A 20,989-nucleotide genomic window follows, 5' to 3' on the forward strand; every position below is an offset into this window, starting at 1 on the left:
GTGGGGCCGCGGCGGCTCGCTCAATGTCGGTCACAGCCGCGCCATGGAGCAGGCCGTGCACGGCTCGGCGGCTGACATCTCGCCAATCCGGTCTCGCTGATCCTGTCGGGCGCTCTGTTGCTCAGCTATATGCCCGATTTGGTAAGTCGAGCCAGCGTAGCGAGTTGCCGCATCCATTGCATTCTAGGCCGGGCTGGATAGCCACCCCAGGTCGTTCCCGGGGGAACGTTGGTCATAACTCCCGATCCCCCTGCCACCCTTGCACCCTTGCCTATCGTGACGTGAGGAGCAATCGCAACTCTGCCACCAAGGACGACAAAATCTTCAATCGTAACGCTGCCACTAAGACCCGATTGTGCGACGATGATACAATTGCGGCCAATGACTACGTTGTGACCGATCTGACAGAGGTTGTCGATCTTTGTGGCTTCTCCGATGATCGTGTCTCTTATGCCGCCCCGATCAATCGTCGTGCCGGCCCCGATCTCTACGTCGTCACGGATAATGACTCGCCCGGTCTGCGGGACTTTTTGCCATCGGGCACCGGCGACATAGCCAAAGCCGTCCTGCCCAATATGGGAACCCGGATGGATCACGACGCGCTCGCCCATAAGCGTATGTGTAATCGAGCAGCCCGCGCCAATCGTGCAGTTGCGGCCTATCAGAACATCCGGGCCGATCACGGCCGTTGCGGAGATGATGCTTCCCGCTCCAATCTCAGCTCGGGGTCCGATCACGGCTCCCGGATCAACCGTGATTCCGCCAGCAAGGCGCGCAGTTGGATGGATCGTCGAGCCGGAAGCTATATCGCTGGCTTCGTAAACGGAGGTGGGCCGAAGAGATCGGGGGTAAAGTTCGGTATGGACGTCGACAAATGCTTGGTAGGGCTGCTTCGCAAGCAGCGAGATGAGAGTGCTTGGGGCGCGGCTTTCGAAGCGATGAAGCATCAGGCAGGCCCCGGCGCCCGTTCTGGTCAGCGCGTCGGCATACTTGCCGCTTTCGATAAAAACGAGGTCATTCGGCCCGGCGAGTTCGAGTGGCGCAACGTTTGTAATCAGATGTGAAAGTCGTGTCGCGTCGTGACATTCGGCGCCGGTTAGCGAGATAATTTTGGCTACCGTCAAGCCTGCGGGGCTATCGAAGAACTTGCCGTCTCGCATATCCCCTCCCTCATTGCAGAACGATCGCGAATAGGGTGAGGCGATATCGCTGCAACCTGAATCGCCGCTCTTGTTGGTCTTGCGTCCAACCTTGAAAAGCTCCGTAAGGGCAATTCAAAGGTTACGTACCAAGTCTGCTTCATCCTTTCTCCAATTGAAGCTCGATCGGTCGATTTCGGTACGATTGCTATGACCAGCGATTCGTTTGAGAGGAGAACGAACCGACCTGTGGTCGGTTGATTTAGATCAATGATCAAGGATCATCCGTTGTGGGGCCTCCAAAGAACTCGAAATGCTGCGTGTTGGGTAACTCGCTGGCGATACGGTTCCATCGCTGTCCAAAAGGCGAAGCTGCATTGCGACGGCATTGATCAGTCGCGGGCCGCTAGCTATGGCTTACGTTGGTTTCGGCCAAGCGGCGATGCCAAACGGGAACTATCCTGTCTGGCAGGACCTCACGCCGCACCATTCCAAGGCTGCTACCGGGCAGGCCGCTAGATCCTTTTGAGGTATGCAGATGATTGCGGCGGGTTCGTCTGCGCTCTGCTGGTGTCCTTAGCCAGCTCCTCAGAGCGAACTGGCACTTTCCGCTCCTCCTGAAGACAGTCCGGATAGGACTGCCTTCGGGGCTGATGGAGTCCGGGGATGATAGCTTCAGAACTGATACCTCCGCAGTCCCCCATCCACCGGGATCACCGTGCCCGTGATGTAGCGCGCCACGGGTGACGCCAGAAACACCGCGAGTGCGGCGAGATCTTCCGGCTCGCCCCAATAGCCGACGGGAATCTCTTCCTCCGCAAAGCGCTCGCGATAATCAGGCGCGTAGTTGCGGCGGATCTGTTCGCTCATGATGCGGCCGGGCGGGATGCAGTTGATGGTGATGCCGTGCTCGCCGATCTCGCGCGACAGGCCCTTGGCCCAGGCGTGCACGGCTGCTTTGGCGGCGAACGCGGCGTTGAGGCCTTCCGGCTCGGACTTGCCGGTGATGTTGACGATGCGGCCCCATTTGCGTTCGATCATCTGCGGCAGCAGCGCATGCGCGATGCGGCGGTAGCTGGTGAAATTCAGCGCGATCGCTTCGTCCCATTGGCTGTCCGGCGCATCGACGGGGAGGGGGCGGCTGCCGCCGGCATTGTTGATCAGGATGTCGACATGGCCGAGCTCGCTCACGGCGAAGGCCGAAATCCTCTCCGCCGCGTCCTTGGCCATCACGTCCTGCTCGAATGGCGTGATCAGACCGGAGCCGACTTCGCTCACCAGTTCGGCGAGCAGGTCGGTGCGCCGTGCCACGGCCACGACGCGCACGCCTTCGGCAGCCAAGCCCTTGGCGATGGCGCGGCCGATGCCGACGCTCGCTCCGGTGACGACGGCGGTTTTCGATGTGAGCCCGAGATCCATGGTGACACGCCCTCTTGTTTGCTTTTCTGCTTGTCGCTGTTGGTTTGGCTGATCGTTTTTCTGTTCGTTTCCTGCCCTGTCCCCGTCAGCCTGATTTGCCCGACCGGGACGAGCAGTGGTAACCAAGAGCCGCGTTGAAGGAAACACGAAAAAGAAAAGGCGCCGAGCGATGGTCTGGGATCCGCAGCAATATCTGAAATTCTCCGGCCACCGGCTCCGGCCCGCCGTTGACCTCTTGATGCGGATTCCGGATTCTGGTCCGCGTGCCGTTGCCGATCTCGGCGCCGGCGCCGGCAACGTCACCAAGCTGATCAAGGAGCGTTGGCCGGACGCGACGGTGACCGGTGTCGAGGGCTCAGCCGAGATGGTCGCCGCCGGTCGCAAGGCGGCGCCGGACGTGGAATGGTCACACGAGGACCTCGGCCATTGGCGCCCGACGAAGCAATATGACGTCGTCTATTCCAATGCCGCGCTGCACTGGCTGCCCAATCATGCGGCACTGTTTCCGTCGATCATGGAGAAGGTGACGCCTGGCGGGATGCTCGCGGTGCAGATGCCGCGAAACTTTCTAGCGCCCTCGCATGTGCTGATCGGCGAGACGGCGCTGAACGGTCCCTGGCGGTCGAAGGTCGAGCATCTCGTCACGCCGCCGCCGGTCGAAGCGCCGGCCTATTATCACGGTCTTCTTGCTCCGATGTCGGCCAATATCGACATCTGGGAGACCGAATATCTGCAGGTGCTGGAAGGCGAGAATCCCGTGAAGGAGTGGACCAAGGGGACCTGGCTCACGCGCTATCTCGATATCTTGCAGGGCGACGAGAAGGCCGCGTTCGAAGCCGCCTATGGGATGCGGGTCGCGAAAGCCTATCCGAAGAACGCCGCGGGACAGACGCTGTTTCCGTTCCGGCGTCTGTTCATGGTCGCCCAGCGCAACGGCTGATCGCACTACCGCAATGCGACATAAGCGCTCGCTTCCGGGAACGGCAGCAGGAGCCGGGTTGCGCAAGATAGCTTGGCTGCGGCAAATTGGGCTTAGGTCTAGTTGTTCGGGTGGCGGATTGCTGTCAGTACTGAAATCGGAAAACAAAAAAGACCCGGTTTTAGAGGTTGTTGGGAGGTTCGTTCATGCGCAAGCTGCTTCTTGCGGTCGCCGCCGCAGCTGTTCTCCTGTGTCCCGCCGTCGTCGAGGCCCAGAGCCCGATCGTCATTAAATTCAGCCACGTCGTCGCCAACGACACTCCCAAGGGCAAGGGCGCCCTGAAGTTCAAGGAACTTGCGGAGAAGTACACCGACGGCAAGGTCAAGGTCGAAATCTACCCGAACTCAACGCTGTACAAGGACAAGGAGGAGATCGAGGCGCTGCAGCTCGGCTCGGTGCAGATGCTTGCCCCCTCGACCGCGAAGTTCGCACCGCTCGGTATCAAGGAATTCGAGGCGCTCGACCTGCCCTGGTTGTTCAAGGACGACCAGACCTATTCGAACGCGATGAAGGGCACGATCGGCAAGTGGCTGTTCGAGAAGCTCGAGACCAAGGGCATCACCGGGCTCGCTTACTGGGACAACGGCTTCCACATGCTCTCCGCCAACCGTCCCCTGATGAAGCCGGCCGATTTCCAGGGTCTCAAATTCCGCATCTCCGGATCGAAGGTCGCCGACCAATATCTTCGGATCATGGGCTCGATCCCCCAGATCATGGCGTTTTCCGAAGTCTACCAGGCTTTGCAGACGGGCGTGGTCGACGGCTGCGAGAACACCGCATCCAACTACCTGACGCAGAAGTTCTACGAGGTGCAGAAGGACATCACCGTGTCCTATCACGCGCACCTGCAGTATGCCGTCATCGTCAATTCGAAATTCTGGTCCGGCCTGCCGCCTGATATCCGCGCCCAGCTCGAGAAGGCGATGAACGAGGCGACCGACTACACCAACCGGATCGCGCACCAGGAAAACGAGGATGCGCTGGCCGAGATCAAGAAGACGGGCAAGACCACGCTGCATTATCTGACTGACGCCGATCGCAAGGCGTGGCAGGAAGCGATGCAGCCGACTTACAAATGGGCGAAGGGGCGGGTCGGGCAGGAGGTGCTCGATCTCGTCGCCAAGGAACTCGACGTCAAGATGAACTGACGCGGGCGCGTTTTGAGAACAACCATGAACGGTCGGGGGTGATCGCACTCCCGGCCGTTGCTCTTGAATGATGAGCCAAGCTGAGGGGACCAAGTTGCTGCGTGCATTCAATCGTGTGCTCGATCATCTCGAGGAATGGCTGATCGCGACGATGATCGCGGCCGCGACATTGCTCATCTTCGTTGCCGTGCTGCACCGGTATGGCGCCGGGCTGTCGATCGACATCGCCAAATGGGCGGAGGCGCGCAACCTGGCCTTGCTGGCCGTCCCCGCGCGAGCGGCGTTCGTCTGGCTTGCCGCTCTCGACCTGTCCTGGGCGCAGGAACTCTGCATCTACATGTTCATCTGGATGGCGAAGTTCGGTGCGGCCTATGGGGTGCGCACCGGCATCCATGTCGGCGTCGACGTCCTGGTCAACATCCTTCCCGGCGGATCGCGCCGCCGCGTCATCACGTTCGGCCTGATGTGCGGCGCCCTTTTTACGGCCATCGTGTGCTATTTCGGGGCCGCGTTCGTCGGCCAGATGTGGCAGACCGGCCAGCAATCCAACGATCTGGAAGCGCCGATGTGGCTGGTGTATCTCACCATCCCGCTCGGCTCCGGGCTAATGTGCTTCCGCTTCCTGCAGGTCGCCTGGTCGTTCTATCACACCGGCGAGCTGCCGCATCACGACATGGCCGGCGTCGAGGGCGTGGAAGTAGACCCGGTCCATCCGGCCCCGGTCACGCGCAGTCAAGTCGTCCGCGACGAACGCAGCCCGCTCGGCTGGGTCCTGATGTTGTTGCCGGTTCTGATCGTCGCCGTGTGCTTCGCCCATTCCGCGCACGTGATCACGCTGCCGCAGGGCCTGCGTGTCGCCGTCGTTTTCGGCCTTCTGCTGTCGTTGATGCTCACGGGCATGCCGATCTCGATCGCGCTCGGCCTGACCGTGCTCAGCTTCATGTTCACGTTGACCGACGTGCGAACGGAATCGGTGGCGCTGAAGCTGTTTACCGGCATCGAGAGCTTCGAGATTATGGCGATCCCGTTCTTCATCCTTGCCGGCAACTTCCTGACCCATGGCGGCGTCGCGCGCCGGATGATCGCGTTCGCGACGTCGTTGGTCGGGCATTGGTACGGCGGCCTCGCGCTCTCGGGCGTGGTCGCCTGTGCGCTGTTCGCCGCGATTTCCGGCTCGTCGCCGGCCACCGTGGTGGCGATCGGATCGGTGATCCTGCCCGCGATGGTCGCGCAGGGATTTCCGAAGAGGTTCGGGGCGGGCGTGATCACGACCTCGGGCTCGCTGGGAATTCTCATTCCACCCTCGATTCCGATGGTGCTTTTTGCCGTCTCTACCAACACCTCCGTCGGCAAGCTGTTCATCGCCGGCATCGTGCCGGGGCTCGTGCTCGCCATGCTGCTCGGCGCCACGACGTTCTATCGGGCCTGGCGTAACGACTATCCGAGGATGCCGAAAGCAACCTTCTACGAACGCTTCGATGCGTTCCGCAAGTCGATCTGGGGTATCCTGCTGATCGTGATCGTGATCGGCGGCATCTACAGCGGCCTGTTCACGCCGACCGAAGCTGCCGCCGTCAGTGCGGTGTACGCCTTCATCGTCGCGGTGTTCATCTATAAGGATCTGAAGCTGCGAGACGTGCCGCGCGTGCTGCTGTCGTCGGCAAATCTTTCGGCGATGCTGCTCTACATCATCACCAACGCAGTCTTGTTCTCGTTCCTGATGACCTACGAGAACGTGCCGCAAGCGCTGGCGCAATGGATGATCGACCAGGGCCTTGGCTGGATCGGCTTCCTCCTCCTTGTCAATCTCCTGCTGCTGGTGGCGGGTAACGTGATGGAGCCGTCCTCGATCATCCTGATCATGGCGCCGATCCTGTTTCCGGTTGCGATCAAGCTCGGCATCGACCCGATCCATTTCGGCATCCTGATGACGGTCAACATGGAGGTCGGGCTGTGCCATCCCCCGGTCGGCCTCAATCTCTACGTCGCCTCAGGCATCGCCAAGATGGGCATCACCGAGCTCACGGTGGCGGTGTGGCCGTGGCTGCTGACGATGCTCGCGTTCCTCGTGGTCGTGACCTACTGGCCGGGTCTGTCGCTGTGGCTGCCGAGATTGCTGGGCATGTAATCGGGCACAGGCGATGCATGGCTAACGCGCGGTAAATCCGCTCGCTCAAATGCCACCGCTGTGCGGTGCACGCATTTTTACGGATGTGCGGTAGAACCGTGCCAGCGGATGGGGCTGGCATGTTGTTCAACAGAATGGAATCCGGACGGGCGTCGATTTCCGACGCCGTCTACATGGAAGTGATCACGGGGCTGCACGGCACGACGGTGCCCACTATTCTCGCCGCCGTCTGCCAGGTGATGGTCGGCGCGATCACGACCTACGAGACCGGTGACGCGGTCACGGCAGTCCTTACGGCCGCCGGCGTCGTGGTGGCCATGATCCGCCTGTTCGAAATCGCGGCGTTCCGCCGTCGCCTCTCGCAGCCGCCGCAGCTGGATCGGGCCGAGGCCGCGCGTTGGGAACGGCGGTACATTTCCGGCACGGTCATGACGGCCATGGTGCTCGGCGTGTTTGCCGCGCGCAGCATCGTGCTGGGCGATGCGCTCTGCTGCGTGATGGCGGTCGGCATCGGTTTCGGCTTCGGTGCCGGCGTGGTGGCGCGGCTGGCGCTACGCCCGGTCGCAGCGCTGCTCGATCTGGTCGCGATCGCCGCGCCCGCCGCGATCGTGACGTTCATGCAGCCCGATCTGCGCCATGTCGGGCTCGGGCTCCTCATCCTGATGTATGTGGCCGCGAGCTTCGAGATGGTGCGGCTGAGCTTCAATGCCTCGATCAGACAGATCACGCTCAAGCGACAGTTTGAGCGGCTCGCGCGCTCGGACTCGATGACCGGCGTCTTCAACCGTTCGGTGCTGGCGGAGGATCTGCCGCGAATGCTGGCGGACGGAAATTCCAGCATGATCGCCATCCATGCGCTCGATCTCGACCGCTTCAAGGAGGCCAATGACCGCTTCGGCCATCCTGTTGGCGACGCGCTGCTCAAGCAGGTGGCCGGGCGGCTCAAGGCGCTCGCCGCACCTCATGATCTCGTGGTCCGGATGGGCGGCGACGAGTTCATCCTGGTGCAGCGCGCGGCGGCCGATGCGGAAGCGATGGCACGGCGGATCGTGCAATCGATCAGCGCGCCTTATGATGTCGACGGGCAGGTGATCGGGCTCGGCGTCAGCGTCGGCGTTGCCGTCGCGCCGCAGGATGGGCGCACTATGGAGGGGCTGTTGTCGCGCTCCGACCGGGCGATGTACCGCGCCAAGCAGGATGGCGGCGGCTACGTGCTCGCGCGGGAGCTGCGGATGGCGGACATGCGCGTCTCCGATAAGTCGGTGGCCGGAGGTTTGGCCGCGTAAGGACTTGTTGGAACCGCAATCGAGATGCGGTTAGATACCTCCCAAGAGACGAGCCGGGAGGGCATTATGAGCAGCATCGAAGCCAGCGACACGCCGAAGGGCGCAACGCCGTCCGCGATCGCGCAGCAAACGGCGATGCTGAACGCGCTGCCATTCTCCGACACGCGGGATTTCGACGACGCCGCGCGCGGCTTCCTCGGCACGATCGAGAACGCGGCGATCACCAACCCGCAAGGGCGGACGGTCTGGAGCCTCGAGCCGTACGGCTTTCTCGCCGCCGAGCAGGCGCCAGCCACGGTCAATCCGAGCCTGTGGCGGCAATCGCGACTCAACATGCAGCACGGCCTGTTCGAGGTCGTGCCCGGAATCTACCAGGTGCGCGGGCTCGACATCGCCAACATGACGCTGATCGAAGGCGACAGCGGCGTCATCGTCGTCGACACCCTGACCTCGATCGAGGGCGCGCGCGCCGCGCTCGATCTCTACTACAAGCACCGCGGCCAGCGGCCGGTTGCGGCCGTGATCTTCACCCACACCCACACCGACCATTGGGGCGGTGCGCGCGGCGTGCTGGAGGAGGATGCACTCGCGACCGGCCGCGTGCCGATCATCGCGCCGAACTTGTTCATGGAGCATGCCGTCTCCGAGAACATCATCGCGGGACCTGCGATGTTGCGCCGGGCGCAGTACCAGTTCGGGCCGCTCCTCGCCAAGGGCGCGCGCGGGCAGGTCGATTGCGGCCTCGGCAAGTCGATGGCGGCAGGTTCGGTGGCGCTGCTGCGGCCGACCGATTTGATCATGGCGACCGGCGACAGGCGCGTGATCGACGGCGTCGAATTCGAATTCCAGATGGCGCCGAACAGCGAAGCGCCGGCGGAGATGCATTTCTTCATCCCGCGCTACAAGCTGTTGAACCTCGCCGAGAACTGCACCCACAATTTCCACAATCTGCTGCCGTTCCGCGGCGCCGACGTGCGTGACGCGCTGGCCTGGTCGAAATATCTGGGCGAGGCCCTGCAGCTCTGGGACGGCAAGGCGGAGGCGATGTGTGGCCAGCATCACTGGCCGGTGTGGGGACGCGAACGCATCGGCACGATGATCCGGCAACAGCGCGACCTCTATAAGTTCGCGCATGACCAGACCATTCGCCTGATGAACCACGGCCTCACCGCAGCCGAGATCGCCGAAGCGATCCAGCTGCCCAAGAGCCTGGAGGGCGCCTGGCACGGCCGCGGCTATTACGGCCACATCCGGCACAATGTGAAGGCGATCTATCAAAAGTACCTGGGGTGGTACGACGCCAATCCGGTCAATCTCGACCCGCTGCCGCCGGTCGAGTCGGGCAAGAAGTATGTCGAGTACATGGGCGGCGCCGGCGCCATCCTCGCGCGGGCGCGTGTCGATTTCGACAAGGGCGAATTCCGCTTCGTGGCGCAGGCGCTCGGCCATCTCGTCTTTGCCGAGCCGGACAATCAGGCCGCGCGTGCGTTGCTGGCGGATACGCTGGAGCAGCTCGGCTACGCCGCCGAAAGCGCGACCTGGCGCAATGCCTATCTGTTCGGCGCGCAGGAATTGCGCCAGGGCATGCCGAAGGTGCCTTCGCGCCCGCCGATGCCGCGCGAGACGCTGGCGGCGCTGCGCACCTCACAGCTCTGGGACGTGCTCGGCATCCGCCTCAACGGACCGAAGGCGGAAGGAAAGCACATCGTGCTGAACTGGAGCTTTTCCGACACCGGCGAGACCTTCGTGCTCAATCTGGAGAACTGCGCGCTGACTTACACGGAGGGCATGCAGGCGGACAATGCCGATGCCAGCTTCACGCTGGCGCGGTCGACGCTCGACGAGGTGATCGCAAAACTGACCAGCTTCCCGGAGGCCGTGACCGCCGGCAAGGTCAAATTCGCCGGCAACCCGATGCGCCTCGCCGAGCTGATGGGCCTGATGGACGAATTCCCGCGCATGTTCGAGATCGTCGAGCCGAAGCGGGCGGTGGTGAGGTAGGGCAGCCGTCAGCGCGTTCTCATTGTCATCGCCCGGCTTGACCGGGCGATCCAGTATTCAGTGACGCCGCTGATCGAACCGAGAAGCCGCGGCGTACTGGATGCCCCGCCTGCGCGGGGCACGACAGTGACTACTCCGCGCTGCTCACCAGCTTGATCCGCGGCGCCTGTTCCTCGCCGAGGCTGCGATAGGCCGCGAGATAATCCAGCGCCATGCGGCGCGCCGTGAAGCGCGTCTCGAACTGCTTGCGGATAACGGAGCGGTCGAGTTGCGGCAGGCGACCGACGACGCCGGCCGCGCTGAGGACGTCCTCGACGACGAAGCCGGTGAGGCCCTCGTCGATGATTTCCGGCACCGAGCCGCGGTTGAAGGCGATGACCGGCGTTCCGCAAGCCATGGCCTCGATCATCACCAGTCCAAACGGCTCCGGCCAGTCGATCGGCAGCAGCAAGCCCAGCGCGCCGCTCAAAAACTCCGACTTCTCGTGATCGCTGATCTCGCCGATGAATTCCACCAGCGGATTGTTCTCGATCATCGGCCGGATCAGCTCGTCATAGTAATCCTGGTCGGCCCGATCGACCTTGGCGGCGATCTTGAGCGGAATGCCGCAATGCGTCGCGATCTTGATGGCGCGGTCGACGCCCTTTTCCGGCGCGATGCGGCCGAGCACGGCGAGATATTCCTGTTTCGCCGGCTTCGGCGTCAGCAGGTTCTCCGGCAGGCCGTGGTGAATCGTCCTCACCCAGTTCGCCTGCGGCACCGGCCGGCGCTGCGCATTCGAGATCGAGACGACGGGGACCTTCGAGAAGGTCTTGAAGACCGGCTGATGCTCCGGCAGATCGAGCCGACCGTGCAGCGTGGTCAGGAACGGCGTCGGCTGCCGGTAGAACAGCGACCACGGATAATAATCGAGATGGAAGTGGAGGAAATCGAACTCCTCGTCGTCACATTTCTGCCGCACCCGCTCCAGCATCACCATGTGCAGCGCATTGGGATCGCGCACGGAACCGTCGAGGCGGAGCGCCCGCGGCCACAGCGCATCCAGCTTTGCCGAGGTTTGTGAGTCGCCGCTGGCGAATAGCGTTACGTCATGCCCAAGGGCCACCAGCTCTTCCGTCAACCAATGCACCACCCGCTCGGTGCCGCCATACAGCTTGGGTGGAACAGCCTCCGTCAACGGAGCTACCTGCGCGATGCGCATCTCACCATCTCCTTTGTGCGATCATGTGTAGGAAAGCCCCCGCCTGTTCAGCACCGGCATGCCAATCAAGGGAACGTTCCCGCACTTGCGAAGTTCCTCCCTCCGAACGTTACTTATTCGACACGTCGGATGCCCGTCGCGATGCTGCCATCACATCATCGCAGAACGCCCGCATCCGCATGTCGTGATGAGTGTGCCCGGGAACCGAGGCGAGTGGTCGATGTTCAGTCGGCTAACAACAAAAGTCTGAATCATCACGACGGGGTCGATAGTCACATGGATCATCTTTCTGGATATGCGCACCGGCCGTTTGCCTTTGTTTTGCGCTATCTTCGGCGTCGCCTCACGTCGCATCTCGTGATCCTGACCGCTGTGGTAGCGGCCGTCGCCTGCTCCGTAGGCACGCAGTATGGCGTCAAATCCCTCGTCGACAGTTTGTCGGCCGGCGCTTCGCATGGTGGAAGCGTATGGCTGGCATTCATATTCCTCATGACGCTGATCGCCGCTGACAATTTCCTCTGGCGGATTGCGAGCTGGACGGCCAGCTTCACCTTCGTCCGTGTCACCGGTGATTTACGCCGTGACATCTTTCGTCATCTGACCGGCCACGCGCCGAGCTACTTCTCCGACCGCATGCCCGGCATGCTGACGAGCCGCATCACGGCGACGTCCAATGCGGTGTTCACGGTCGAAAACATGTTCGTCTGGAATGTGCTGCCGCCGTGCATCGCAACGGTTGCGGCAATCGCGCTGATTGGAACCGTCAGCCCTTACATGGCACTCGGCCTGATGGTAATTGCCGGCGGCATGGTGCTTGCGATGTTCCGCTTGGCTGCCGCGGGCAAGCCGCTGCATGACGACTTCGCCGACAAGGCCGCCGTCGTCGACGGCGAGATGATCGACGTCATCAGCAACATGCCGCTGGTGCGCGCCTTCTGCGGCATCGGGCACGAGCATGAGCGGTTCGACGCGACTGTGAACCGGGAGCTCACCGCGCGCGGCCGCAGCCTGCGCTATCTGGAGAAGCTGCGGCTTATCCATGCCGGCGTCACAGTCGTGCTCACGATCGCCCTGATGGCCTGGGCGATCATGCTCTGGCAGGATGGCCGGGCGACCACGGGCGACGTCGTGCTGGTCTGCACCCTCGGTCTCTCCATTCTGAACGCGACGCGCGATCTCGCGGTGGCGCTGGTCGACGTCACCCAGCACGTTGCGCGGCTGACCGAGGCGATCGCCACGCTGCTGGTGCCGCACGAATTGCGCGACCACCCCGAGGCCGAGCCGCTGGTGAAGAGCGGCGCCGCGATCGCGTTCAACAATGTCACTTTCGGCTATCCCGGCGGCGAAAAGATCTTCGAGCGCTTCAGCCTGCGCCTGCAGCCCGGCCAGCGCGTCGGCCTGGTCGGCCAGTCCGGCGGCGGAAAGTCGACGCTGTTCACGCTGCTCCAGCGCTTCTACGACACCGACGAGGGTAGCATCACCATCGACGGCCAGGACATTTCCAAGGTGACGCAGCAGAGCCTGCGCGAGGCGATCTCCGTCGTGCCGCAGGACATCTCGCTGTTCCACCGCTCAATTCGCGAGAACATCCGCTATGGTCGCCCGAACGCGACCGACGACGAGGTGCTGCGTGCGGCGATCGCGGCGCGCTGCGATTTCGTCGAAAGCCTGCCTGGTGGTCTCGACACCATGGTCGGCGACCGCGGCGTCAAGATGTCCGGCGGTCAGCGCCAGCGCATCGCGATTGCGCGCGCCTTCCTGAAGGACGCGCCGATCCTGCTGCTGGACGAGGCGACCGCCGCGCTCGACAGCGAATCCGAGGAGGCGATCCGCGAGGCGTTGTCGCGGCTGATGCGCGGCCGCACGGTCATCGCGATCGCGCATCGCCTCGCGACCCTGCGCAATTTCGATCGCGTGGTCGTGTTGAGGGCTGGTAAGATCATTGAGGACGGGTCGCCCGAGCGTCTGATGCAGGGCCACGGGCCCTATCGTGAGCTGGTCACGCAGGAAATGAGCCGGCTCGCCCAAGCCGCCGCGTAAACCACAGTCGCGTTCGAGTCGGTTGCGTGTCGAAACAAGCGCAGGGGAGCTGCTGATGTCGGCTGAAGCCGTTACCCAATTCGTCTCCGTGACGCGGACCGTGGACCAGGTCGCGGAACAGCCTTTCTATATTCCGATGACGGGACCGTCGGCGCGGCCGCGGCGTTCGCTCAAGCACGACGACACCTTTATCGTGCTCGACAGCCATGGCGACATCGGCGCTTCGGCCGGTGGGCCCGATGGCTTGTTCCATCACGACACGCGCTACCTTGCGAGGCTCGAGCTCGTGCTAGACGATCTCCAGCCGTTGCTGCTGGGCTCGAACCTGCGCGACGACAATTCAGCCCTGACCGTCGATCTGACCAATCCGGACATCTACCGGCAGGGCAGCCTCGTGCTGCAAAAGGACCTGCTGCACATCGTGCGCACGATCTTCCTGTGGCGCGGGACCGCCTATCAGCGCATCGGCGTGCAGAACCACGGCGACCGCCCGACTGGCTTCGCGCTGACGCTGCTGTTCGACAATGATTTCGCCGATCTGTTCGAAGTCCGCGGCGAGCGGCGCCCGCGCCGCGGCATCGGCTCGAGCCGGCTGTTGGGACCGACCGACGTGCTGTTCGACTACCGCGGTCTTGATGACGCCGAGCGCACCACGGGCCTGCATTTCGATCCGCGCCCGACGAAGTTGTCGGTGAACGCCGCGACCTGGCAGCTCGAACTCGACCCTCATGAGTCGAAATCCCTGTTCGTGGCCGTGTCCTGCAATCGGCCGGTCGCGGAGAAGCCGGCGCGCTTTTTCAGAAGCCTGCTCGCCCACCGCCGCGAGATGCGCCGATCGACGATGGGCGCCGCCAGCATCGAGACCTCCAACAACATCTTCAACGAGGTGCTGTGCCAGGCCATGGCCGACCTCAACATGCTGATGACGGAGACGCCGCAGGGCCGCTATCCGTATGCGGGGATTCCCTGGTACTCGACGACGTTCGGCCGCGATGGGCTGATCACCGCGCTACAGATGCTATGGGTCGACCCGCGGATCGCCAAGGGCGTGCTGCGGCGGCTTGCCCATTTCCAGGCCAAGGCGGTCGATCCGCTCGCCGATGCCGCGCCGGGCAAGATCCTGCATGAGATGCGCGGCGGCGAGATGGCGGCGCTGCGCGAGGTGCCGTTCGCGCAATATTACGGCAGCGTCGATTCCACGGCCTTGTTCGTCCTGCTGGCAGGAAGCTATTTCGAACGCACCGGCGACGAGAAGACCTTGACCGAGCTGTGGCCGGCCATCGAAGCGGGGCTGGCCTGGATCGACGGTCCGGGGGACCCCGACAAGGACGGCTTCGTCGAGTATCAGCGCGCTACGGAAAAGGGCCTCGCCAACCAGGGCTGGAAGGATTCCTACGACGCGATCTTCCATGCCGATGGCCAGCTTGCGGAAGGCAATCTCGCGCTGGCCGAGGTGCAAGGTTACGTCTTTGCCGCCAAGCGGCTCGCCGCGCGCTGCGCGCTCCGGCTCGGCAAGCCTGATCTCGCCAAAAAGCTAGAGGCCGAGGCCAAGGCGCTGGCCGAGCGTTTCGAGACCGCGTTCTGGTGCGAGGAGATCGGCACCTATGCGCTTGCGCTCGACGGCAAGAAGCGGCCCTGCAAGGTGCGGACCTCGAACGCCGGCCAGATCCTGTTCAGCGGCATGATCCGCGAGGACCGTGCGCGCCTCGTCGCCGCCGATTTGATGCGGCCGCATTTCTTCTCGGGCTGGGGCATCCGCACCGTCGCTGTCGGCGAGGTGCGTTACAATCCGATGTCCTATCATGACGGGTCGATCTGGCCGCATGACAATGCGCTGATCGCGCTCGGGCTCGCGCGCTACGGGCTCAAGCATTCGGTCGCGCATGTCTTCAAGGGACTGTTCGACGCCGCGACCTACATGGACCTGCGCCGGTTGCCCGAATTGTTCTGCGGCTTCCGGCGCGAAAAGCGGCGCGGCCCGACGCTCTATCCGGTCGCCTGCGCGCCGCAGGCCTGGGCCAGCGCAACGGCGTTCACGCTATTGGAGGCGGCGCTGGGCATCGAATTCGACGTGGCGCGCGGCGAGATCCGGCTGCGCAATCCGCATCTGCCGGCGTTTCTGCACGAGGTGATATTGCGCGATCTGCGTCTGGGCGAGTCCAGCGTGGACCTGCGCGTCAGCCGCCATGGCGACGACGTGGCGCTGGAGGTGTTGCGCACGCGTGGCCAGATCCAGGTCTCGATCGTGCTGGCGCGCTGACGGCGCGCCGGGAGGAGGGTGCATGCGTACCGCCGGATGGTTGGCCTTGGGCGTCGTGATCGTCTGCGGAATGACGCTCGCCGTGTCACGCGCCGCGGAGGAGTCACCCGCACCCTCGACCGAAGCGAATGCACCGCCGACGGCGCAGCCGCCGGCGTCGTCGGTCCCCGTCACGCCAAAGAATGCCGCGCCGCCGCCGTCGGTCACGATCATCGGCGCGAGCGATGCGCACGGTGTGCTTGGCCGTGACGTGCTCAGCGCGGCGAACGAGGACATGGGCCGCATCGTCGACGTCATCGTCGACCGGAGCGGGCACGTGCGCGCCGCCGTGATCGATTTCGGCGGCTTCCTCGGCGTCGGCAGCCGCAAGATCGTGGTGGACTGGAACGCGCTTCGATTCGGCAAGATCACCAACAAGAAGGACAGCATCACGCTGGAATTGACCAAGGCGCAGGTCGCGGCCGCGCCGGAGTACAAGGAGGACACGCCGATGGTGGTGCTCGGCGCGTCCGGCAGCCTGCAGCCGCTGCAAGCTGTTCAGTGACGCGCGGGGAGGGATGGCCGCCGGTGCTGTTGTCGAGGAAGCCGAATCATGCGGATCGCGAGGACCGCGTTGAGCAGGACAAATTTGCGGCGCCGTCGCCTGCCGGCATTCCGGCGCCGTCGCGCCAGAGCCTGCGCGGCCTCGACTGGTTCATCTTCTTCCTCGCCGACGTGCAGACCGGATTCGGGCCGTTCATCGCGGTTTATCTGACGACCCAGAAATGGACCCAGGTCGAGATCGGCCTCGTGCTGTCGATCGGCGGCATCGTTGCCCTGATCGGCCAGATGCCGGGCGGTGCCATCATCGATGCCGCGAAATCCGAGCGCTTGGTCGCCGGCCTCGCCATCGCCACCATCGGCTGCTGCGCGCTCGCCTATGCTGCGATGCCGATCTTTCCCGTCGTGGTGGCTGCGGCCACCTTGCACGCCGCCGCGAGCTGCGTGCTCGGACCGGCGATCGCGGCGATCAGCCTCGGTCTGGTCGGCCCGCTCGCGATCGGCGAGCGTCTCGGCCGCAACGCGCGCTTTGCTTCGCTCGGCAACGGTGTTGCGGCCGCAGTGATGGGAACGGCCGGCTATCTGCTGTCGAGCCGCTCGGTGTTCCTGGTCACCTTCCTGCTCGCAATTCCCACCTTGATCGCCCTCTCTCGCATCCGCGAGCACGAGGTCGACATCGCGCGCTGTCACGGCGAGATGCCGCGCGAGGCGGAGGATCGCGGTGACACCAATATCTGGCATCTGATCCGGCAGCGGCCGCTCATCGTCTTTGCGCTCAGCGTGCTCCTGTTGCAGCTCGCGAACGCCTCGATGATGCCGCTGATGGCAAGCGCGGTGACGGCGCGATCGAGCGAGTGGGCGACGGTCCTCGTCGCCTTTTGCATCGTCGTGCCGCAGGCGATCGTGGCGCTGCTGTCGCCGAGCGTAGGGCGCAAGGCGCAAGCATGGGGCCGCAGGCCGCTGCTGCTGATCGGATTCGCGGCGCTGACGATTCGCGGTCTGCTGTTCGCGACCGTGCGCGATCCGTATCTGCTGGTGCTGGTGCAGGTGTTCGACGGCCTCACTGCGGCGGTGTTCGCGGTGATGATCCCGCTGATCGTGGCCGACGTCGCCTTCGGCAGCGGCCACTTCAACCTCGCGCAGGGCATCGTCGGCACGGCAATGGGCATCGGCGCGTCGCTGAGCACCGCGCTTGGCGGCTATGTCAGCGATAAATTCGGCAATGCGATGGCGTTCACCGGACTGTCCGGCATCGCGGCGACGGGACTTCTGCTTATTCTGCTTGTGATGCCGGAGACGCGGCGCACGGGCATGATCGTAGCAAAAGAAATGGCCGGCTGAACCGGTTCAGCCGGCCATGAGTGGATGGGAGAGAAGAGATCAGGCGTCGAGATTGTGCAGGCGTGCGCGGTTGCGCAGCACGATCTGGCGGGCGCCCGAGAAGCCGAGAATGCCCTGGGCGTGAAGCTGCGACAGCGCGCGCGAGACGGTCTCGAGCGTGAGACCGAGATAGTCGCCGATGTCGCGGCGGCACATCGGCAGCGCCATCATGCCGGCAACCGCGAGGCGGCGGTCCATTTCGAGCAGGAAGGTTGCGACGCGCTCCATCGCGGTCTTGCGGCCCAGCAGCAGCATGTGGTCTTCGGCGTGGCGAAGCTCACCGGCGGTCATGGCCCAGAGCTTGCGGGCGACCTGGACGTCGGTGGCTGCGGCCTTCTCGAGGCTCGCGCGCTTCACGAGGCGCACCGTGGTGTCGATGATAGCTTCAGCAGCAAGGCGGTGGGTGGTGCCGGATTCGAGGCCGAATACGTCGCCGGGAAGGTGGAAGGAGCCGATCTGGCGGCGGCCGTCGGAGAGAAGCTTGTAGCTGCGCACGGCGCCGGTGACGACCTGATAGACATACTCGGCCGGCTCGTCCTCGCCATAGATCTCCTCTTCCTTGCGGTAGGAGAACTCGGTGGCAACGAGGCCGACATGGCCGGCGATCGCACCGAACTGGTCGGAGACGGGATAGCCCGGGGCGATCTTGCTGCCGTTGATCTGGGTCTTGATCGCCTGGGTGTTGATCGTCTGGGTCAGCATCTGCGCCATCTCCGTTGTGATGGCGCTTTGTTACGCGGTATCGGGTGCCTCGAAAATTTCGCGAGATATCTTAAGGGGGGGGCCTTACGTAGAATCCCGTAGGTCAGCTATGGACCCGGTTCTGGATGGCGTGGCGAATGCGTTTGACCAGGTTTTCGTCCAGAAGCGGCTTCAGAATCACTTCATTCACGCCTGCGGCCGCCGCCCGGGCCGAGATATTCGGGTCGGGATAGCCGGTGATCAGGATCACCGGGGTATCGCCCTCGGACTGGCGCAGTCGCCCGGCCAGCTCGATGCCGTTGATGTCGGGCATTTTGTAGTCGATCACGTAACAGTCTGCACCGGACGGGCTCGCCGCATTGAGCAGCGCTGTGGCATTCCTGAAGGTCCGCACGGAAAAACCGTCGGTTTCCAGCAAAAACCTCAGCGAGCCGAGCACAGCGGCATCGTCGTCGACCACATAGATGCTTGGCTTTGCTGGTGACGACATCGGGAGCCGCTCAGGATGGGAGCTGATCGCAATCATTCCGATCTGGTAGCACAGGGCGAGCGAGCGGTTTTGACTTGCCTCAATCCTGGTGACTTCAATCGTTGAGCATTCCGGCCCGCATGGCCAGCCGCACCAATTCCGACAGGCTGTTGGCCTGCATCTTGGTCATCACATTGGCCCGGTAGACCTCGATGGTGCGTGGGCTGATGTCGTACTCGCGGGCGATCAGCTTGTTGGAGAGGCCCGCGATCAGCCCCTCCATGACCTGGCGTTCCCTGGGGCTCAGGGAAGCGACGCGAGCGGCGACATCCTGGGCGATGGCATCGTTCCTGGCCGCCGGCTCGCCCTCGCGGATCGCGGATTCGATCATGGCGACGAGGCGGTCATCTTCGAACGGCTTTTCCAGGAAATCCATGGCACCGAGCTTCATCGCCTCGACCGCGAGCGGCACGTCGCCATGGCCGGTCATGATCAGGATTGGAAACCGGCTGCGCTGCGCCTTCAGGCGCTTGAGAAGCTCGATCCCGTCGATGCCGGGCATGCGCACGTCGGAGACGACGCAACCGAAGGCGAGGCCGGGCAGGGCGTCGAGAAAACTCTGCGCGTTGTCGAACAGCGTGACGCCGAAGCCAGCCGAATCCAGCAGGAAGTTCAGCGAATCCCGCATCGCCTCGTCGTCGTCAATGACGTAGATGATTCCCTTGGTCGTCATGGATCAGTTCTCGTCGGCTGCCGGCAACGTGAAGCGGAATGTCGCTCCACTCGATGCGTTGCTCTCGGCCCACATCCGGCCGCCGTGAGCCTCGATGATCGAGCGGCTGATGGACAGTCCCACTCCCATGCCGGTGTCCTTGGTGGTGAAAAAAGTCTGAAACAGGTTTGGCATGACGTCGTCCTGGAAGCCGGAGCCGGTATCGGAGACCTCGATCTCGATCATGTCGTCGGCGACGCGGGTGTTGGTGACGACGAGCTCGCGCCGAGGCGACTGCGCCATCGCTTCCAGCGCGTTGCGGAACAGGTTGACCAGCACCTGCTGGATTTGCACCCGGTCGGCGAGCACGAGATCGGCATTGGGATTGAGGCTGAAGCGAAGCTGCACGTCCTGCTCGCGCGCGCCTGCCAGCCCGAGGGCGCCGGCCTCTTCGATCAGTCTGGACAGGCTCTCGACCCGTTTCTCCGATTCGCCGCGGGAGACGAAGTCGCGCAGGCGCCGGATGATCTGGCCGGCGCGCAGCGCCTGCTCGGCGGCGCGCTCCAGCGCGCTCTCGATCTTCGGCGCATTCGGATCCTGGCTTCCGGCGAGCAACCGCCGCGACCCCTTCATGTAGTTGCTGATCGCCGCCAGCGGCTGGTTGAGCTCGTGGGCGAGCGCGGACGCCATTTCGCCCATCGCGCTCAATCGCGAGACGTGGACGAGCTCGGACTGCAATTCCTGGAGCCGCGTCTGGGTTTTCTGATGCTCGGTCAGATCGCGGACGAAGCCGGTGAAATAGGGCTCGCCGCCCGACTGCATCTCGCCGATCGACAGGTGCATCGGAAAGGTCGTGCCGTCGCGGCGCTTGCCGGTCACGATGCGGCCGATGCCGATGATGTGCGGGTCGCTGGTGGTCCGGTAACGCGCGATGTAGCCGTCGTGACGTGAGCTGTCGGGCTCCGGCATCAGGATGCGGACGTTCTGGCCGATTGCCTCCGACTCGACCCAGCCGAACAGGCGCTCGGCCGCCGCGCTGAAGAGCTGGATGATGCCATGGCCGTCGATGACGATCATGGCATCGGGAATCGTCTGGAGGATCGAGCGGAGGTGACTCTCGCGGGTGCGCAGGGTTTCCTCGACCTGCTTCTCCTCATCGACATCAAGAAAGATGCCGCTGAGATGTCGGGCAGCGCCGGCGTCGTCACGAATCAGTCCCGCGCGGGCGCGGATCCACTGCGCTCTGCCCGACGCCCCCGTGACCCTGAACGACACGTCGAAGCTGCCGCCCCGTTCGGAGACGCGCCGGATCGCGATCTCGATCCGCTCGCGGTCGTTCGGCTCCAGCCGGGACAGAAACAGCGCGTAACTCACCGATTGGCCGGATTCGATTCCGAACAGGATTCTGGCCGTCTCCGACCACTCCAATTCCAGTGTCTTGAGATCGAGATCCCAGGTCCCGACGCCAAATCCTTCGATTCGAACGCGGAAATGTTCGCCCCGGCCGTCATCTTGCGGATGAATCACACGGGTCGGCGCCACACGATCACTCCCATTCTGATGCGGGGAACCGCACAGCGTTACC

The 20,989-nt window shown here is 63.7% G+C and carries 16 protein-coding genes and 2 pseudogenes; 11 read left to right on the forward strand and 7 right to left on the reverse strand.

Going from position 1 to position 20,989, the window contains the following annotated elements; all coding sequences use genetic code 11:
- Positions 1 to 4: 4 nt before the first annotated feature.
- Positions 5 to 129, forward strand: a pseudogene (locus AC0L21_RS19565) (isocitrate/isopropylmalate dehydrogenase family protein); the annotation flags it as partial.
- Here the strand turns inward: AC0L21_RS19565 and lpxD are convergent.
- Both lpxD and AC0L21_RS19575 read right to left on the reverse strand, forming a co-directional pair.
- Positions 126 to 1,160 carry a UDP-3-O-(3-hydroxymyristoyl)glucosamine N-acyltransferase gene (gene lpxD / locus AC0L21_RS19570; RefSeq protein ID WP_473263453.1) on the reverse strand — a complete coding sequence of 345 codons (1,035 nt, stop codon included), beginning with the start codon at positions 1,158 to 1,160 and terminating at the stop codon, positions 126 to 128. The pseudogene AC0L21_RS19565 and the gene lpxD sit on opposite strands and share 4 nt — an antisense overlap.
- 654 nt (positions 1,161 to 1,814) lie before the next feature.
- Positions 1,815 to 2,558, reverse strand: coding sequence for an SDR family NAD(P)-dependent oxidoreductase (locus tag AC0L21_RS19575; RefSeq protein ID WP_473263455.1), 744 nt, complete (start codon positions 2,556 to 2,558; stop codon positions 1,815 to 1,817).
- A gap of 169 nt (positions 2,559 to 2,727) precedes the next feature.
- Here AC0L21_RS19575 and AC0L21_RS19580 point away from each other — a divergent pair, with 169 nt between their 5' ends.
- The 6 genes and pseudogenes from AC0L21_RS19580 to AC0L21_RS19605 all read left to right on the forward strand — a co-directional run bounded on the left by AC0L21_RS19580 (position 2,728) and on the right by AC0L21_RS19605 (position 10,100).
- Positions 2,728 to 3,498, forward strand: coding sequence for a methyltransferase domain-containing protein (locus AC0L21_RS19580; protein WP_027568788.1), 771 nt, complete (start codon positions 2,728 to 2,730; stop codon positions 3,496 to 3,498).
- Positions 3,499 to 3,683: 185 nt separating this feature from the next.
- Positions 3,684 to 4,685: a DctP family TRAP transporter solute-binding subunit gene (locus AC0L21_RS19585; RefSeq protein WP_473263456.1), complete on the forward strand. Its 1,002-nt coding sequence runs from the start codon at positions 3,684 to 3,686 to the stop codon at positions 4,683 to 4,685.
- Between the two features lie 151 nt (positions 4,686 to 4,836).
- Positions 4,837 to 5,310: pseudogene (locus AC0L21_RS19590) on the forward strand (TRAP transporter small permease); the annotation flags it as partial.
- A gap of 222 nt (positions 5,311 to 5,532) precedes the next feature.
- A complete protein-coding gene (locus tag AC0L21_RS19595; protein ID WP_342761046.1) occupies positions 5,533 to 6,813 on the forward strand; it encodes a TRAP transporter large permease in 1,281 nt (426 codons plus the stop codon).
- Positions 6,814 to 6,932: 119 nt separating this feature from the next.
- Positions 6,933 to 8,099 (forward strand): diguanylate cyclase domain-containing protein, encoded by a 1,167-nt coding sequence (locus AC0L21_RS19600; RefSeq protein ID WP_473263459.1) that lies wholly within the window; start codon positions 6,933 to 6,935, stop codon positions 8,097 to 8,099.
- A gap of 66 nt (positions 8,100 to 8,165) precedes the next feature.
- Positions 8,166 to 10,100, forward strand: a complete 1,935-nt coding sequence (locus AC0L21_RS19605; protein ID WP_473263460.1) for an alkyl/aryl-sulfatase — start codon at positions 8,166 to 8,168, stop codon at positions 10,098 to 10,100.
- Positions 10,101 to 10,230: 130 nt separating this feature from the next.
- On the opposite strand, the gene AC0L21_RS19610 is transcribed toward AC0L21_RS19605, so the two are convergent.
- A complete protein-coding gene (locus AC0L21_RS19610) occupies positions 10,231 to 11,301 on the reverse strand; it encodes a glycosyltransferase family 4 protein (RefSeq protein ID WP_473263461.1) in 1,071 nt (356 codons plus the stop codon).
- Positions 11,302 to 11,577: 276 nt separating this feature from the next.
- Between AC0L21_RS19610 and AC0L21_RS19615 the strand changes: the two genes are divergently transcribed.
- Genes AC0L21_RS19615 through AC0L21_RS19630 form a run of 4 tightly spaced genes read left to right on the forward strand, consistent with a single transcriptional unit; the run spans position 11,578 to position 17,482 of the window.
- Entirely contained in the window at positions 11,578 to 13,341 is a 1,764-nt protein-coding gene (locus AC0L21_RS19615) for an ABC transporter ATP-binding protein (RefSeq protein ID WP_473263463.1), read from the forward strand.
- 55 nt (positions 13,342 to 13,396) lie between these two features.
- Positions 13,397 to 15,601, forward strand: coding sequence for an amylo-alpha-1,6-glucosidase (locus AC0L21_RS19620; protein WP_473263464.1), 2,205 nt, complete (start codon positions 13,397 to 13,399; stop codon positions 15,599 to 15,601).
- Between the two features lie 22 nt (positions 15,602 to 15,623).
- Positions 15,624 to 16,145 (forward strand): PRC-barrel domain-containing protein, encoded by a 522-nt coding sequence (locus tag AC0L21_RS19625; protein WP_473263465.1) that lies wholly within the window; start codon positions 15,624 to 15,626, stop codon positions 16,143 to 16,145.
- Between the two features lie 23 nt (positions 16,146 to 16,168).
- Positions 16,169 to 17,482, forward strand: coding sequence for an MFS transporter (locus AC0L21_RS19630; protein WP_473263466.1), 1,314 nt, complete (start codon positions 16,169 to 16,171; stop codon positions 17,480 to 17,482).
- Between the two features lie 39 nt (positions 17,483 to 17,521).
- Here AC0L21_RS19630 and AC0L21_RS19635 read toward each other — a convergent pair whose 3' ends face one another.
- The 4 genes from AC0L21_RS19635 to fixL form a co-directional block, all read right to left on the reverse strand.
- Positions 17,522 to 18,223, reverse strand: a complete 702-nt coding sequence (locus AC0L21_RS19635; RefSeq protein ID WP_473263467.1) for a helix-turn-helix domain-containing protein — start codon at positions 18,221 to 18,223, stop codon at positions 17,522 to 17,524.
- A 103-nt stretch (positions 18,224 to 18,326) separates the two neighbouring features.
- Positions 18,327 to 18,749 carry a response regulator gene (locus AC0L21_RS19640; RefSeq protein ID WP_473263469.1) on the reverse strand — a complete coding sequence of 141 codons (423 nt, stop codon included), beginning with the start codon at positions 18,747 to 18,749 and terminating at the stop codon, positions 18,327 to 18,329.
- Positions 18,750 to 18,807: 58 nt separating this feature from the next.
- Positions 18,808 to 19,425: a response regulator FixJ gene (gene fixJ, locus AC0L21_RS19645; protein WP_473263470.1), complete on the reverse strand. Its 618-nt coding sequence runs from the start codon at positions 19,423 to 19,425 to the stop codon at positions 18,808 to 18,810.
- Positions 19,426 to 19,428: 3 nt separating this feature from the next.
- A complete protein-coding gene (gene fixL, locus AC0L21_RS19650) occupies positions 19,429 to 20,946 on the reverse strand; it encodes a sensor protein FixL (RefSeq protein ID WP_473263471.1) in 1,518 nt (505 codons plus the stop codon).
- Positions 20,947 to 20,989 lie beyond the last annotated feature (43 nt).

Source organism: Bradyrhizobium sp. WSM4873, assembly GCF_055811355.1.

What these genes read in the sequence shown, in the direction of transcription:
- lpxD (WP_473263453.1), bottom strand. Translation starts at nt 1,160, where the DNA reads ATGCGAGACGGCAAGTTCTTCGATAGCCCCGCAGGCTTGACGGTAGCC.
- AC0L21_RS19575 (WP_473263455.1), bottom strand. Translation starts at nt 2,558, where the DNA reads ATGGATCTCGGGCTCACATCGAAAACCGCCGTCGTCACCGGAGCGAGC.
- AC0L21_RS19580 (WP_027568788.1), top strand. Translation starts at nt 2,728, where the DNA reads ATGGTCTGGGATCCGCAGCAATATCTGAAATTCTCCGGCCACCGGCTC.
- AC0L21_RS19585 (WP_473263456.1), top strand. Translation starts at nt 3,684, where the DNA reads ATGCGCAAGCTGCTTCTTGCGGTCGCCGCCGCAGCTGTTCTCCTGTGT.
- AC0L21_RS19600 (WP_473263459.1), top strand. Translation starts at nt 6,933, where the DNA reads ATGTTGTTCAACAGAATGGAATCCGGACGGGCGTCGATTTCCGACGCC.
- AC0L21_RS19605 (WP_473263460.1), top strand. Translation starts at nt 8,166, where the DNA reads ATGAGCAGCATCGAAGCCAGCGACACGCCGAAGGGCGCAACGCCGTCC.
- AC0L21_RS19610 (WP_473263461.1), bottom strand. Translation starts at nt 11,301, where the DNA reads ATGCGCATCGCGCAGGTAGCTCCGTTGACGGAGGCTGTTCCACCCAAG.
- AC0L21_RS19615 (WP_473263463.1), top strand. Translation starts at nt 11,578, where the DNA reads ATGGATCATCTTTCTGGATATGCGCACCGGCCGTTTGCCTTTGTTTTG.
- AC0L21_RS19620 (WP_473263464.1), top strand. Translation starts at nt 13,397, where the DNA reads ATGTCGGCTGAAGCCGTTACCCAATTCGTCTCCGTGACGCGGACCGTG.
- AC0L21_RS19625 (WP_473263465.1), top strand. Translation starts at nt 15,624, where the DNA reads ATGCGTACCGCCGGATGGTTGGCCTTGGGCGTCGTGATCGTCTGCGGA.
- AC0L21_RS19635 (WP_473263467.1), bottom strand. Translation starts at nt 18,223, where the DNA reads ATGCTGACCCAGACGATCAACACCCAGGCGATCAAGACCCAGATCAAC.
- AC0L21_RS19640 (WP_473263469.1), bottom strand. Translation starts at nt 18,749, where the DNA reads ATGATTGCGATCAGCTCCCATCCTGAGCGGCTCCCGATGTCGTCACCA.
- fixJ (WP_473263470.1), bottom strand. Translation starts at nt 19,425, where the DNA reads ATGACGACCAAGGGAATCATCTACGTCATTGACGACGACGAGGCGATG.